The sequence below is a fragment of the Sulfurovum sp. TSL6 genome (assembly GCF_019972115.1).
In the GTDB taxonomy this organism is placed as follows: Bacteria; Campylobacterota; Campylobacteria; order Campylobacterales; family Sulfurovaceae; genus Sulfurovum.
On record NZ_BPFJ01000002.1, the window covers coordinates 357,645 to 372,722 of the forward strand.

The 15,078-nt window shown below is 38.0% G+C and carries 14 protein-coding genes; 13 read left to right on the forward strand and 1 reads right to left on the reverse strand.

The window, feature by feature from the left end; translation table 11 throughout:
* Window positions 1-45: 45 nt before the first annotated feature.
* Genes LDM93_RS06775 through LDM93_RS06790 form a run of 4 tightly spaced genes read left to right on the forward strand, consistent with a single transcriptional unit; the run spans window position 46 to window position 4,842 of the window.
* Entirely contained in the window at window positions 46-1,428 is a 1,383-nt protein-coding gene (locus LDM93_RS06775) for a phosphomannomutase/phosphoglucomutase (protein ID WP_223891478.1), read from the forward strand.
* Window positions 1,425-2,648 carry a glucose-6-phosphate isomerase gene (locus tag LDM93_RS06780; protein WP_223891479.1) on the forward strand — a complete coding sequence of 408 codons (1,224 nt, stop codon included), beginning with the start codon at window positions 1,425-1,427 and terminating at the stop codon, window positions 2,646-2,648. Before LDM93_RS06775 ends, LDM93_RS06780 begins: the two co-directional genes overlap by 4 nt.
* A gap of 4 nt (window positions 2,649-2,652) precedes the next feature.
* Entirely contained in the window at window positions 2,653-3,825 is a 1,173-nt protein-coding gene (locus LDM93_RS06785) for a nucleotide sugar dehydrogenase (protein WP_223891481.1), read from the forward strand.
* 9 nt (window positions 3,826-3,834) lie between these two features.
* Window positions 3,835-4,842 carry an NAD-dependent epimerase gene (locus LDM93_RS06790; RefSeq protein WP_223891483.1) on the forward strand — a complete coding sequence of 336 codons (1,008 nt, stop codon included), beginning with the start codon at window positions 3,835-3,837 and terminating at the stop codon, window positions 4,840-4,842.
* A gap of 20 nt (window positions 4,843-4,862) precedes the next feature.
* Here the strand turns inward: LDM93_RS06790 and LDM93_RS06795 are convergent, their stop codons facing one another.
* On the reverse strand, window positions 4,863-6,443 hold the full coding sequence (locus LDM93_RS06795; RefSeq protein ID WP_223891485.1) for a phosphoethanolamine transferase: 1,581 nt from the start codon (window positions 6,441-6,443) through the stop codon (window positions 4,863-4,865).
* Window positions 6,444-6,679: 236 nt separating this feature from the next.
* On the opposite strand from LDM93_RS06795, the gene galU reads away from it, so the two are divergent.
* The 9 genes from galU to LDM93_RS06840 are packed head-to-tail and all read left to right on the forward strand — an operon-like array spanning window position 6,680 to window position 15,054.
* A complete protein-coding gene (gene galU / locus LDM93_RS06800) occupies window positions 6,680-7,507 on the forward strand; it encodes a UTP--glucose-1-phosphate uridylyltransferase GalU (RefSeq protein ID WP_223891486.1) in 828 nt (275 codons plus the stop codon).
* Complete coding sequence (gene cysD, locus LDM93_RS06805; RefSeq protein ID WP_223891488.1) at window positions 7,504-8,415, forward strand: sulfate adenylyltransferase subunit CysD; 912 nt, start codon at window positions 7,504-7,506, stop codon at window positions 8,413-8,415. Before galU ends, cysD begins: the two co-directional genes overlap by 4 nt.
* A complete protein-coding gene (gene cysN, locus LDM93_RS06810; protein WP_223891491.1) occupies window positions 8,415-9,818 on the forward strand; it encodes a sulfate adenylyltransferase subunit CysN in 1,404 nt (467 codons plus the stop codon). Before cysD ends, cysN begins: the two co-directional genes overlap by 1 nt.
* On the forward strand, window positions 9,818-10,543 hold the full coding sequence (gene cysC / locus LDM93_RS06815; RefSeq protein ID WP_223891493.1) for an adenylyl-sulfate kinase: 726 nt from the start codon (window positions 9,818-9,820) through the stop codon (window positions 10,541-10,543). Before cysN ends, cysC (LDM93_RS06815) begins: the two co-directional genes overlap by 1 nt.
* Complete coding sequence (cysC, locus tag LDM93_RS06820) at window positions 10,533-11,135, forward strand: adenylyl-sulfate kinase (protein ID WP_223891495.1); 603 nt, start codon at window positions 10,533-10,535, stop codon at window positions 11,133-11,135. The genes cysC (LDM93_RS06815) and cysC (LDM93_RS06820) overlap by 11 nt, the downstream gene beginning before the upstream one ends.
* A complete protein-coding gene (gene cysQ / locus LDM93_RS06825) occupies window positions 11,128-11,889 on the forward strand; it encodes a 3'(2'),5'-bisphosphate nucleotidase CysQ (RefSeq protein ID WP_223891497.1) in 762 nt (253 codons plus the stop codon). The genes cysC (LDM93_RS06820) and cysQ overlap by 8 nt, the downstream gene beginning before the upstream one ends.
* Entirely contained in the window at window positions 11,886-13,226 is a 1,341-nt protein-coding gene (locus tag LDM93_RS06830) for a flippase (protein WP_223891498.1), read from the forward strand. The genes cysQ and LDM93_RS06830 overlap by 4 nt, the downstream gene beginning before the upstream one ends.
* Window positions 13,216-14,145, forward strand: coding sequence for a sulfotransferase (locus tag LDM93_RS06835; protein WP_223891499.1), 930 nt, complete (start codon window positions 13,216-13,218; stop codon window positions 14,143-14,145). Before LDM93_RS06830 ends, LDM93_RS06835 begins: the two co-directional genes overlap by 11 nt.
* Entirely contained in the window at window positions 14,146-15,054 is a 909-nt protein-coding gene (locus LDM93_RS06840) for a hypothetical protein (protein WP_223891500.1), read from the forward strand.
* Window positions 15,055-15,078 lie beyond the last annotated feature (24 nt).

Here is a 15,078-nt window from a genome sequence, read left to right on the forward strand (position 1 = left end):
TGGGCATCTTTGGTCACCTCACAGACTGCATAAAGGAAGAAGATAATGGCAGACCGTATAGAAAAAAGTATATTCAGAGAGTATGATATCCGCGGGATCTTCGAAAAAGAGCTGAATGAAACATCTGTCAAACTGATCGGCTATTACCTTGGCCAAAAAATTGGTGGAGATAAAGTGGTTTCCATCGGTTATGATGCCCGTTCCCACTCTCCCATCCTAAGAGATTATCTGACTTCCGGACTGAATGCTGCTGGATGTAAAGTATTGGATATGGGTATGGTCGCTACCCCGGTGAACTACTATAGCAACTACATCGATTTTGACGGTATCACGACTGATGCTTCCATTATGATCACAGGCTCGCACAACCCCAGCGAATACAACGGTTTTAAAATCACTGTGGATCAAAGTCCTTTTTTCGGTGAAGACATTTATGCCTTAGGGGATGAGATCCTGGCCCATCAAGAACGCATCATCGAAGACAATACTGCCAAGACAGATATAGATGTAAAAACCCCTTACATTAACTTTATGGTCAAAGAGTTCGATCACCTGAAAAACTTCCCTCAAAAAATTGTCATTGATTCCGGTAACGGTGTTGCAGATACAGTCATCACAGATATTTTTGATGCTTTGCACTTTAACTACACAGGCCTCTACCTTGAACCAGACGGTACTTTCCCAAACCACCATCCAGACCCCTCTGTAGAAAAAAACCTTGTCGATGTCAAAGCAGCCTTAGAAAAAGATGGAGACATCGCTTTTGCCTATGATGGAGATGCTGACCGTATCGCTGTGCTCACACATAATCATAACATCAAAGGGGATCAAATGGCATTGCTCTATGCTATGAAGATGCAAAACCCTACGGTCATAGGAGAGGTCAAGTGTTCACAGGTCATGTACGATGAACTGGAACGTCGTGGTGCAAAAGCCATCATGTATAAAACAGGTCACTCCAACCTCAAAGTAAAAATGAAAGAAACCGGTGCAGATCTTGCCTGTGAAGTCAGTGGACATATCTTCTTTAAGAACCGTTATTTTGGGTATGATGATGCCATCTATGCTACCCTTAGAATGCTGGAGCTTATCCATGATGGTATTGATCTGGATAAAGAGATCGATGCACTTCCCACTGTGTTTTCTACAGAAGAGATAAAAGTCGAGACCACGGAAGAAGAGAAATTTGCGATTATTGACAAAGTCAAAGAACTGCTTGTCAACCCACCTGAAGATTTTCCTGAAATTCTTAACATCATTGATGTAGATGGTGTGCGTATTAACTTTGAAAAGGGTTGGGGATTGGTGAGAGCCAGTAACACTACACCTGTACTTGTCACACGGTTCGAGTCTACGGATGAAGCACTGGCAAAAGAGTACGAATCAAAAGTCAATGCACTGATCAAACAAGCAAAGAGCCTATTGTGATCAATAAAATTTCTTTTACTTACCAAGATGAAAAAACCCAGGAAAAAGCGTTTAAAGCGATTGAAAAAGAGCAGCGGAGTATTGGCTATTATACACTGCCAGACCAAGACATCACGCCTATATTAAAGTACTGTGACACGATTCCTGATACGATAGAGACGATCGCAGTCATTGGTATAGGTGGGAGTTCTTTAGGTGCCAGGGCCGTGTATGAATTTCTAAAACCTCTGAATGGGCTTACACGGAAACTTTACTTTTTTGAAAGTACGGACCCTATCAATATCACTACCCTGCTTTCAAAAATAGACCTTACAAAAACCCATTTTCTTGTGATTTCCAAATCAGGGACCACTGTAGAGACTTTCTCTATCTATAAATACATCTATTCACTTCAAAGTGATCCTACCGCCTATACGTTTATCACTGATCCTGACTCACCGCTTGAAAAATATGCTAAAGAGATCAATGCTGCCGTACTTCATCTACCTCATAATGTAGGAGGAAGGTTTTCTGTTCTCTCAACGGTAGGACTTGTGCCCTTGGCTTTATGCGGTATAGACATACAGGCACTATTAACTGGTGCTAAAGACGTCAAACAGAGCTTTTTTAATGATGGATACCTCAAAGATACACTTCTCAAAAAAGCCGCCTTTTATGCAAAAAATCATACCCAGTACAACATCAACTGTATTTTCGCCTATTCTGAAACACTCAAATATTTTTGTGAGTGGTATGTGCAGCTTTGGGGTGAAAGCTTAGGAAAACACCAACGCCATAGTGCATTTCATGTCGGGTTAACACCTATCGGTCTTATCGGTCCGGAAGACCAGCATTCATTCCTGCAGCTTATCATGGAAGGAACCAGAGACAAGTCAGTCACCTTCATTAAAATTGAAGATTTTAATGACAATATCACTATCCCAGATATCACGCTTCCTCACTTGGAAAGTCTCGATACACTCAATAACCTGCCTTTTTCCAAACTCATCAATATGCAGTGTGACTCTGTATTGGAATCACTGGAAGCACAAAATGACATTCCTATTGACAGTATTATCCTTCCAAACGTCAATGAGAATACCATAGGCTCACTGCTCTACTACTATGAACTGCTGACATCACTTGTGGGAGAGCTCATCGATGTCAATACCTATGATCAACCCGGAGTGGAAGCAGGCAAGATTATTTTGAAGAAAAAACTAAACCAAAGGAAAGGATAAAAGTATGAGTTACAAAATAGCCATAGCCGGAACAGGATATGTAGGACTGTCAAATGGGATCTTACTGGCACAGCATAATGAAGTCGTAGCCCTGGATGTCATTCCTGAAAAAGTAGAAATGCTCAACAAAAAGATCTCTCCTATCGAAGATACAGAAATAGAAGCGTACCTCAAAAACAAACCGCTGAACTTCAAAGCAACACTGGATAAGCATGAAGCTTATGAGAATGCTGATTTTGTCATTATAGCTACCCCTACAGATTACGATCCAGAGACCAATTATTTCAATACAGACCTGGTAGAAGCCGTGATCAAGGATGTCATTGAGATCAATCCTGATGCAGTAATGGTGATCAAGTCTACCATTCCTGTAGGCTACACAAAAAGCATAAGAGAAAAATTCAACTGTAACAATATCATTTTCTCTCCGGAGTTCCTTAGAGAAGGCAAAGCCCTCCATGACAACCTTTACCCTTCCCGTATCATCGTAGGAGAAGAGGGTGAACGTGCAAAAACCTTTGCAAACCTTCTGGCGCAGGGTGCTATCAAAAAAGATATTGACATTCTATTTACAGGGTCTACAGAAGCAGAAGCAGTGAAACTCTTTTCAAATACTTTTCTGGCGATGAGAGTAGCCTACTTCAATGAACTGGATTCTTATGCTGAAACTCATAACCTTGATACCAGACAAATCATAGAGGGGGTGGGACTTGATCCTAGAATAGGAATGCACTACAATAACCCTTCGTTTGGATATGGTGGCTACTGTTTGCCTAAAGATACTAAACAGTTACGAGCGAACTATAAAAATGTACCTAACAGTCTCATTGGTGCCATAGTAGAGGCTAACAGTATGAGAAAAGATTTTATTGCAGACTCTATACTTAAAAAGCACCCGTCTACAGTCGGTATCTACCGTTTGACGATGAAAAGCGGATCAGACAACTTTAGATCCTCATCCATTCAAGGTATTATGAAACGTATCAAAGCCAAAGGGGTCAAGGTCGTGGTTTATGAACCCGTATTAGACGAAGATACATTCTTTCACTCAAAAGTCATGAACGATCTGCAAGCATTCAAAGAGATTTCAGATGTCATCGTAGCAAATAGACTCTCAGATGATCTCAAAGATGTGAAAGAGAAAGTGTATACCAGGGATCTCTTTGGTAATGACTAAAGGAAGAAAATGAAGATTTTAGTTACAGGAACAGCTGGGTTCATAGGATTTCATTTGGCAAAAAAATTGCTTGAGCGTGGTGATGAAGTGGTAGGACTTGATAATATCAATGATTATTATGATGTAAATCTAAAATATGGTCGTTTAAAAGAGTTGGGTATCGATCCCGAAAAAATAGAGGAGAACCAACCTATCGCTTCGAGTATTTCTCCAAAACATACGTTTGTAAAGTTGGATCTTGCCGATAAAGATCAAATGGAAGCCCTGTTTAAAAGAGAAAAATTTGATGCGGTTTGCAACCTTGCCGCACAGGCAGGTGTACGCTACAGTCTTGAGAATCCACATGCTTACATAGAAAGTAATATACAGGGCTTTATGAATATCCTTGAAGGGTGTCGGGAAAACGGCATCAAAAACCTCTCTTATGCTTCCAGCTCTTCTGTGTATGGACTCAACAAAGAACAACCGTTCAAAACCACTGATCAAGTCGACAGACCTATCTCTATCTATGCAGCGACCAAAAAATCAAATGAACTGATGGCGCATACCTACTCCCATCTCTTTGGTATCTCTACAACCGGTCTTAGATTTTTTACAGTCTATGGTCCCTGGGGAAGACCCGATATGGCACCTATGCTCTTTGCGGATGCCATTCTTCATGACCGCGCCATTAAGATCTTTAATCAAGGAGATATGAGCAGAGACTTTACTTACATCGATGATATTGTAGATGGATGTATCAAAGTGATCGACAACCCTAATGAAAAAGATCTCTATCAAATCTATAACATCGGTAATAATGCTCCTGTGCAACTGATGGACTTTATCAAGGCTTTAGAGAATTCTCTAGGGAGAGAAGCAAAGAAAGAGTATCTTCCAATGCAACAGGGAGATGTCAAATCAACCTATGCGGATGTCAGTGGTCTTATTGATAATTTTGATTATAAACCCGATACTTCTATTGAGGAGGGTGTGGACAAATTTGCACAGTGGTATAGAGCATTCTACCATATATAAAATACAAAAAATGTATTCTTTTACAGGTTCGTAAATTTTAGAATATCCATCTTTTTATCATACACTTCGGTCTCCACATCAAAAAGTCCAAGCAGTGTGGAGAAAAGGTTGTCCTGTGTAAATTCGTATGAAGCAGTTTTTCTAAGATTTTCTCTATCCACAGGAAAATCTTTTCCGAACCATAGTACAGAAGCCACATGTTTTTGAGCATCCGGTGCTATGAAATAGGGAAGTCCGTGCAAGTAAAATCCTCCCTCGCCCAAAGACTCTCCATGATCCGCCATATAGAACATGGCTATATCTATACTATTTTCATACTTCTTCAAAAGCCCTATCGTCTGAGAAAGAAAATAATCTGTATAGAGTAGTGCATTATCATAGGCATTAGCAATCTCTTCTTGAGAACACTCTTCTAGCTGATTGGTCTGACAAGTGGGAGTAAAGCGTTCAAACTCTTTTGGATACCGTTTGTAATAGGCAGGACCGTGGTTACCCATTTGGTGCAGCACGATCACCATATCTTTATCACTCTCTTCGATCAGTGTATCCAATCCAACCAACATACCCTCATCTCGACACTCTCCTTCACACAGAGTATTATTATCAGGTGTTTTATAATACTCGTATTTCACTCTATCTGCCACGCCTTTGGAATCGGAGTTATTGTCTCTCCACAACACTTCTATCCCTGCATGAGAAAGCACATCCAGAGCATTCTCCGTATGAAGTCCTTTTTGGGTATCATAATCGCTTCTACCATACACAGAGAACATACATGGCACGGAGACCGCTGTAGTGGTACCACAGGAATACATATTTGAAAAATTGATGATATCTTCTTGTTTGATCAGTGGATTGGTCTCTCTTTGATACCCATTGAGTGAAAAATGGTCTGCGCGTGTTGCTTCGCCCACAACCATGATCACTACTCTTCTTTTTTCTCTTTTTTCTATCTTAGCATCTAACCCTGTTTGTATGAGTGGCATATCAGTTACTGCTACCTGTTCTTTCACATAAGAACCTAAAGAGTAAAGTCCGTAGGTTGGGTTGGTATAAGAACGTAAGATTTTATGCTCTCTGAAAAAAGAAGTATAGTGTTTAGAAAAAGGAAGCATAATGACAAATATCAACACAAAGCTTCCCGTGCTCAATTTTAATTTTGAAAACAACTCCTTTTTTATTCCGTGATACACGATAGGTGTTTTATAAATAAAATACGAAGGCAGTATTCCAAGTACTATTACGTATGCAAACAGTTTCCAGCTAATAAGGTCGAAGGCTTCACTTATATCTGTTTGTACCGTATTTTCAATCATTGTTTTATCTATCATGATGTTATACGTTTGCATAAAATAGTTTTCCACCGCAGCAATCATCAACATGACGATGAGCAATGGCTTGGTAAGATATCTCCAACTTAAAAGAGAGAAAAAAAGTACTAAAAAAAGAGTAAAGACCAATCCCTGAGAAATGACAAAAGGTGTATACATACTATCAAAAGGATAGACTTCCAGCACATGCTTAAAAAATGAAACATTGGTAAATAGTACGATAAATAACGAGACCCCTATAATAAGAGCTGCAGATGTTCTAGGTTTCAATGTTATCCTTGGAAAGATTTTCGTTATGGTAGCTGAAAAAGGTTAATATCCTTTAAGTACCAAAAAACGATTCATGCTATAGTGTTTAAAAACTATTGGGTTTTGACACAAAATATTACATAAATTTGACATCATAATACTAACCTTCGTATTTAAAAAATCAAATTTAAAAATCTAATGCCTAATTAACTGTCCTTTAGTTATAATTTGCATGATTTTTAAAACGAAAGTTCACTATGATAAAAAAATGTCTATTCCCCGCTGCAGGGTATGGAACACGTTTCCTACCAGCGACCAAAGCCACACCAAAAGAGATGTTACCGGTCCTCACCAAGCCACTCATCCAATATGGTGTAGAAGAAGCACTGGAAGCGGGACTTAATACCATGGCCATTATTACAGGACGTGGTAAACGTGCGATAGAAGACCATTTTGATATCTCCTATGAACTTGAACAGCAGATCAAAGGTACGAGCAAAGAACATCTTCTTGATGAGATCCGTTCCCTGATAGACCAATGTACATTCTCATACACAAGACAAGTAGAGATGAAAGGGTTGGGACATGCTATCCTCACAGGAGAAACACTTATAGGAAATGAACCGTTTGCCGTTGTTCTGGCAGATGACCTCTGTACCAATGGGAATGATGGTGTACTCAAGCAGATGATTGAGGTGTTTGAAAAGTACCAATGTTCTGTTGTAGCCATTGAAGAAGTACGTATGGACCAGACGCATAAGTATGGTGTGATAGCTGGAAACCTGGTCGATAATACAGACAATATCTATAGAGTGACTGATATGGTAGAAAAACCAGCCCCAAAAGATGCTCCAACCAACATGGCCATTATCGGACGCTATATTCTTACACCAGATATCTTTGATATTCTCAGAGAAACAAAACCGGGTAAAAACGGAGAGATCCAGATCACTGATGCCCTTCTTGAGCAGGCGAAGAACGGTAAAGTGATCGCTTATAAATTTGATGGTCAACGTTTTGACTGTGGTTCTGTTGATGGATTTGTTCAAGCTACTAATTATTTTTATAACAAAGGAAAAAATTGATAACTAAAGAAAGATTAACCCATCTTCGGCAACTTGAAGCCGAATCCATCCACATCTTACGTGAAGTAGCAGCTGAATTCACTAACCCTGTGATGATGTATTCAGTAGGTAAAGACTCTTCTGTTATGCTACATCTTGCGATGAAAGCATTTGCTCCGAGTAAACTCCCTTTCCCTCTTTTACATGTCGATACACTCTGGAAATTCAAAGAGATGATCGAGTTTCGTGACCAGCGTGCAAAAGATCTAGGATTTGACCTTGTCGTTCACTCTAATCCTGAAGGTATAGAGATGGATATCTCTCCTTTTGAACATGGTTCTAAAGTCCATACGGACATCATGAAAACCCAAGGTCTTAAACAAGCACTCAATGCAGGTGGCTACGATGCTATCATTGGTGGAGCTCGTCGTGATGAAGAGAAATCCCGTGCCAAAGAGCGTATTTTTTCATTCCGAGATAAACACCATAGATGGGACCCAAAGAACCAACGTCCAGAACTTTGGAATGTTTATAACACTGCCATCCAAAAAGGTGAAAGTGTACGTGTCTTTCCTATCTCTAACTGGACGGAACTGGATATCTGGCAATATATCTACCTGGAAGATATCAAAATACCATCACTTTACTTTGCAAAAGAGCAGGATGTCGTGGAGTATGAAGGTACAAAAATACGTGTCGATGATGACCGTATGCCTGAAGAACTACGTAAAACAGCTAAAAAAGAGATGGTACGTTTTAGAACACTGGGATGTTACCCACTCACAGGTGCTATCAACTCTACAGCAACTACACTTCCAGAGATCATCAAAGAGATGCTTCTCTCAACCAGTTCAGAAAGAGAAGGCCGTCTTATCGATAAAGACCAGGAAGGCGCTATGGAATTAAAGAAAATCGAGGGATACTTTTAATGGATATTATAAACTACCTAAAGGCACATGAAAACAAAGATATGCTCCGCTTCCTCACCTGCGGATCAGTCGATGATGGTAAAAGTACTCTTATTGGAAGAATGCTCTATGATTCAAAGATGATCTTTGATGATCAACTTGCAGCAGCAGAAGGTGAAAGTAAAAAGTACGGTACTACCGGAGAGAAGATCGATATGGCTCTACTTGTTGATGGTCTCCAAAGTGAACGTGAACAGGGTATCACCATTGATGTTGCTTACCGTTTCTTTGCAACAGAGAACCGTAAATTCATCATTGCAGACACTCCAGGTCATGAACAATATACTCGTAACATGGTTACAGGTGCTTCAACCGCTGATGTGGCCATCATCCTTATCGATGCACGTAAAGGTATCTTGACACAGACACGTCGTCATAGTTTCATTGTAAACCTACTTGGTATTGAACATGTCATTGTAGCCATTAATAAGATGGACCTGGTTGACTTCAGTGAAGATGTATTCAACGAGATATCTGAAGCTTATGGTGAACTCGCAGATGAGCTTGGTATCAAGAATACGTATTATATCCCTGTAAGTGCTTTAGATGGCGATAACGTCGTTGATCAAAGTGAGAATACACCTTGGTATGATGGTAAACCATTGTTAGGCTTACTTGATACTATGGATATCTCTAAGGAACCAAAAGCAGAGAATTTCAGATTTCCTGTCCAGTACGTTAACCGTCCAAACCTTGACTTTAGAGGTTTCTGCGGGACCATAGCAGCAGGATCGGTCAAAGTAGGCGATGAGATCACCGTATTGCCTTCAGGGAAAAGTACTACTGTCAAAAGCATTATCAATGCAGGTGACATCACTGAAGATAATCGTGAAGCCACAACAAATGAAGCCTATGCTCCTATGGCCATCACGATTACTACAGAAGATGAAGTAGACATTTCCAGAGGCGATATGCTGGTACATACAGAGAGTTTACCTGCAGTATCCAATAACCTCAAAGTCATGCTTGTATGGATGGATGAAACTCCTATGACTACAGGAAAGTCTTACGACATCAAGCGTGCTACATCTGTTGTTTCAGGAAGCTTTGAGCATATCAACTATAAAGTCGATGTCAATACCTATGAGAGAGAAGAAGTCTCTACATTGGAACTAAATGATATCGCTTCTTGCCGTATGGTACTTACACGTCCTATAGCAGCAGATGCTTATACGGATAACAGATTAACAGGTAGTTTTATCGTAGTAGACCGTATCACTAACAACACCGTAGGTGCTGGGATGATTCTAGGAGTAAGCAGACGTAATACTGAAGCAATCACTAAAGAGTACAGTGATGCAGAAAAAGAACTTAATGCCTATGTCAGAAAACACTTTCCAGAGTGGGATTGTAAAGCCATTTAATGTATAAAGAGACAAACAGGCGTTCTATAGTTAAAGGTATCAGTTGGCGTATACTGGCAACCACTACCACTATCATCATTGTTTACCTATTCTTTGGAAGACTTGACCTTGCTATTGCTGCAGGATTGATAGAAACTATACTCAAAGTAGGACTCTACTGGGCACATGAGAGAGCATGGTTTAAAATTCAATGGGGAAAAAAGAAAATAGATCCATTTAACCTTTGGTTCACAGGACTTCCTCTGAGTGGAAAAACAACCATAGCAGACAAGGTTTACACTGAACTGGAAAAATTGCATATACCTATCGAAAGAATTGACTCCAAAGATATCCGTGATCTTATCCCTGGTATCGGGTATAGCAGAGAAGAGCGTAATCGACATATGCACCGTATTGGAAACCTAGTACGTACTTTACAGCATAATTCTATCTCTACTGTGGCATCGTTTGTCTCTCCTTACCGGGAATCAAGAAAAGCCATTCGGGATATGGTTAAAAACAATGTTGTTGTCTATGTGAAAGCGGATGTTGAAACCTGTAAAGCACGTGACTACAAAGGCAAATATAAAAAAGCGTTAGCCGGTGAACTTCAGAACTTTCCAGGTGTCAATGATATTTATGAAGAACCACAACATGCTGAGATCGTAATAGATACTGATAAAATGAGTGCAGATGAAGCCTGTAGAATCATTGTAAAATATATAAAGAAACACTATGTCAAATAAAAATATTGTATGGCATGATCATCATGTCACTAAAGAAGAACGTTCACAAATAAAAGCTCAAAAACCCTGCATACTCTGGTTCACAGGGTTAAGCGGTTCAGGTAAGTCTACCATTGCAAATGCCGTTGAAAGTAAACTCTTAGAACTGAATAAACACACCTATCTTCTTGATGGAGACAATATTCGTATGGGGCTGAATAAAGGTTTAGGCTTTTCAGATGAAGATCGAATTGAAAATATTAGACGCATTGGAGAAGTCTCTAAGCTCTTTGTGGATTCCGGAACTATTGTGCTCACAGCATTTATCTCACCTTTCCAAAAGGAAAGAGATGCCGTCAGAGGATTGGTACAAGAAGATGAATTTATTGAAGTGTTTATAGATACTTCTTTGGAAGTATGTGAATCAAGAGATCCAAAAGGTCTTTACCAGAAAGCCAGAAATGGAGAGATACCGGACTTTACCGGGATCTCTTCGCCGTATGAAGCTCCAACAAAACCTGAAATACATATATTAAATGATCAAATATCTATAGAAGATGTTACCACACAAATCATAGATTATTTGAAAGATAAAGGATATTTACTTGCTTGATAAAATAGACCTGGATCTCGTAGTGTCCATTGCTAAAGATGCTGGTGATGTCATTATGGAAATCTATGATAAAGATTTTACTATCGATTATAAAGATGACAAATCACCATTGACTGAAGCAGATACAAAGTCAAATGAAATCATATGTGAGGCATTGGGAAAAGCTTATTCTAATATCCCTTTACTTTCTGAAGAAAATAAAGAAGTTCCTTATGAGGTAAGAAAACATTGGGAATACTTTTGGTTGATCGACCCAATTGATGGTACAAAAGAGTTCATTAAGAAAAATGATGAGTTTACTGTTAATATTGCACTTATTCATAAAGACACGCCCGTACTTGGTGTTGTTTATGCTCCAGCATTGGGTGATATGTATAAGGCTAAAAAAGGTACCGGTGCATTTAAAAATGGACATAAGTTACCATTAGAGGTAAATGAAATGCCTGAAAAATTATTAAGAGTGGTTGCATCTAAGTCTCATCTCTCGGAAGAGACACAAACTTTTATCGATGATGTAGCAAAGAGTACAGAAAACATTGAACAAGTTTCAAAGGGAAGCTCTTTAAAGCTAGTCATGGTTGCTGAAGGATCTGCAGACATCTACCCCCGTTTAGCACCGACCATGGAGTGGGATACCGGCGCGGCTGATGCAATTGTCAGAGAAAGTGGTAAACTGACATATCAGTATGATTCAGATCAGCCTATCGTATACAATAAAGAAAATCTTTTAAACCCTTGGTTTGTCGTAAAATGATAAGAAAAATTAAAACGAAACTTGAAGAAGATAGCCACTTGTCCGATCTTATCAGTAGTTCAATCATGTCATTCGGACTGCGTATTATGGGTATTGTGGTGGGGTATCTTTTCATACTACTGATCTCGCGCAATCTAGGGGCATCCTCCGTAGGTATCTTTACATTGGCCTTTACAGTGTTGCAGATCGCCTCTATCTTCGGGAGATTCGGACTTGATACAGCACTTTTGCGGTTTGTCTCTGAATCAGCTGCACATGGTAAAATGGGTGAAGCTGCAGGTTCCTATGGGAAAGCTATGGTATTAGCGTTTTTCCTGGCACTTTCTATAAGCATTGCCGTGTACCTGTCGGCAGAAACCATTGCAGCCGGAGTTTTTTCTAACCTGGAACTTACAAGGTCATTTGAGATTGCTTCGACAGGCGTTGTCCCGATGACACTGACCTATCTCAATTTCGAAACAATGCGGGCCATGAAAAAAATACGTGAGTATGCTTTTTTTCAAAATGTTTCGACCTTTTTGGTAGCGACAGTGTTGCTATTTTTTATGCTGGACACCGACTCAGATCCAGCTGTATCGATAGTGGTTTTTGTCACCGCAGCTTATGTTACATGGCTTTTGAGCCAGTATAAGGTAATGAAACTTTTCAGATTCAAACTTACGATGCAGGGACGTGAAATTTTTTCTATGTTAAAAGTCTCATTTCCCATGATGGTTGCAAGTTCACTAATGCTCATCATGGGCTGGACCGATACCATCATGATCGGTATGTTTATAGATGAAAGTAGTGTTGGTGTGTACAGTGTCGCGTTAAAGGTAGCTACGGTGACGAGTATCACTTTGATGGCCATTAACAGCATGTCTGCCCCAAAGTTCGCTGAGTTTTATGCCAAAAACGATATGGCGTCGTTACAGTATGTTGTCAGTCATTCGAGCCGACTTATTTTTTGGACATCATTGCCTATTTTGATTGTTAGCATTGTTTTTCCGGAGCAAATACTGAGTATTTTTGGAGAAGAATTCAAATTGGCATCATGGGCATTAATTATCTTATGTATAGGACAGTTCGTTAATGTTGTATCTGGATCCGTAGGCTATATATTGCAAATGACTGGTAAAGAAAAAGTGTTTCAGCATATTATTTTGCTGTCAATAGTGTTAAATATCGCATTGAACTATTGGTTAATACCACTATATGGAATAGAAGGTGCTGCAGTGGCAAGCGCATTTAGCTTAGGAACATGGAATTTGTTATCAGTGTATGTTGTAAGATATAAAGTGAAAATTACAACAATATATCTACCATATAAACTAGAAAGAGGGATTTATGAAAAATAAGATTAAAGTCATCTATATTTTGGGCGAAGGGAGAAGCGGAAGTACGCTTGTCGAAAGAATTTTGGGACAGCACAGTGAAATATTTTCAGCTGGTGAATTAAAACATATATGGGAAAGAAGTTTTAAAGAGAACCAGTTATGCAGCTGTGGTAAAGCATTTAATGAGTGTGATATATGGGGGAAAATTCTTGATAATTTTGAGCTAAAAGACATCAACCCAAATAAACAACAAGAAGCACAAGAAAAAATAAGCAGACTAAGACATTTTTTTACTTTGAAAAACCTACAATTTAATAATAAGTATAGAGATAATGAAGATCTTATGGAAATAATTAATGCATATTATGAACTCTATAAAGCAATTTTGAAAACTACTGGGAAAAAATATGTTTTGGATGCATCGAAACATCCTGTTTTTGCGCTTTTATTGTCTATGCACCCTGATATAGAACTAAGTGTGATACATCTTGTAAGGGATGTAAGAGGTGTAGCTTATTCTTGGAGAAAAAAGAAAATCAGACCCGAGATCACAACGCATCAGGAATTAATGCCTAGATACTCTGTAATCCGTACTGCCATTTCTTGGGATGTCGTGAATTTTATTGGCAATTATGTTGGGCAACAAGTAAATACATATACTCTGTTACGTTATGAGGATATTATTCAAAATCCTAAAAATGAAATCAGTAATATACTTGAATTATTAAAGTTAAAGGATGAAACAAACCATATCTTTATGGATGAAAAAACTGTACAATTAAATCAAAATCATACAGTTTCGGGCAATCCAATGCGTTTTAAAACCGGTGAAGTCAACTTAAGACTTGATGAAGAATGGAAAGAAAAGATGAATAAAAAAGATCAAATCATAACAAATGTATTTACATTTCCTTTATTAAAAAAATATAGGTATGTATAAATGAAAAAAACAATTTTTTATGTATATTCCAATAAAGCATATTATCCAGAATTAGAAGCATACCGAGATTATTTTTCAGATATGTTTCATGTAGAAATAATCGAGAAAAAAAATTTGAAACAAAAAAAATATGATAAAAATACGATACTTTGGTTTATTATGGGATTCTATCCAGAACGATATAATGCGGGATTAATTATTCATGATTATAGATCACTTTCGGTGGGTATGTTTCCAAAAATAAAAAATTTTCTAAAAAAATATATTAATCAACAACCAAATATTAGAATTTTTTTAAATGAAACTATTGCAAATGAAATGAATTTTAAAGACAAGGTACCAGAGATATTTATAGATATGGGCGTGCCAGAAAAAATTCTTAAAAATAAAGAGACCAATAAAAATAGTTATCAATTTGATTTTATTTATGTTGGAGATATTTCTTTTGAAAGAGAAACAGATAAATTAATAGAAAAATTTCAAAAAAAACATCAAAAAAAAACTTTAATGCTGGTAGGAACGTACGAAGAATTGATTTTCAAGGAATATCATACATATGAAAATGTTTTTTTTACTGGGCGTTTACCTCAATATGAAGTTTTCAATATGATACAAAAATCAGAATTCGCATTAAATTTTATTCCTAATAAATACCCTTATTCGTTTCAAACCTCGACAAAGCTTTTGGAATATGCTTCACTGGGTAAAAAGATAATAACTTCATTCACACAAGCAAATAAAATAACTCTTGAAAAGTATAAAATAAATAGTTTGATAGTAGATGATTATAATTTTCCTGATGAAAATGAGCTTAAAAAAATTGTTGACAATAATGCATTTGAGGTTTCTACAGTTTTATGGAAAAAAATAATTGAGGAAAGTAATATTGAATACTTATTATTACAATAGTACAATATATAAATTTGTTTTTCC

Excerpts from the sequence above, each read along its gene's own strand:
- LDM93_RS06775 (WP_223891478.1), top strand. The coding sequence starts at position 46 with ATGGCAGACCGTATAGAAAAAAGTATATTCAGAGAGTATGATATCCGC.
- LDM93_RS06785 (WP_223891481.1), top strand. The coding sequence starts at position 2,653 with ATGAGTTACAAAATAGCCATAGCCGGAACAGGATATGTAGGACTGTCA.
- LDM93_RS06790 (WP_223891483.1), top strand. The coding sequence starts at position 3,835 with ATGAAGATTTTAGTTACAGGAACAGCTGGGTTCATAGGATTTCATTTG.
- galU (WP_223891486.1), top strand. The coding sequence starts at position 6,680 with ATGATAAAAAAATGTCTATTCCCCGCTGCAGGGTATGGAACACGTTTC.
- cysN (WP_223891491.1), top strand. The coding sequence starts at position 8,415 with ATGGATATTATAAACTACCTAAAGGCACATGAAAACAAAGATATGCTC.
- cysC (WP_223891493.1), top strand. The coding sequence starts at position 9,818 with ATGTATAAAGAGACAAACAGGCGTTCTATAGTTAAAGGTATCAGTTGG.
- cysC (WP_223891495.1), top strand. The coding sequence starts at position 10,533 with ATGTCAAATAAAAATATTGTATGGCATGATCATCATGTCACTAAAGAA.
- LDM93_RS06830 (WP_223891498.1), top strand. The coding sequence starts at position 11,886 with ATGATAAGAAAAATTAAAACGAAACTTGAAGAAGATAGCCACTTGTCC.
- LDM93_RS06835 (WP_223891499.1), top strand. The coding sequence starts at position 13,216 with ATGAAAAATAAGATTAAAGTCATCTATATTTTGGGCGAAGGGAGAAGC.
- LDM93_RS06840 (WP_223891500.1), top strand. The coding sequence starts at position 14,146 with ATGAAAAAAACAATTTTTTATGTATATTCCAATAAAGCATATTATCCA.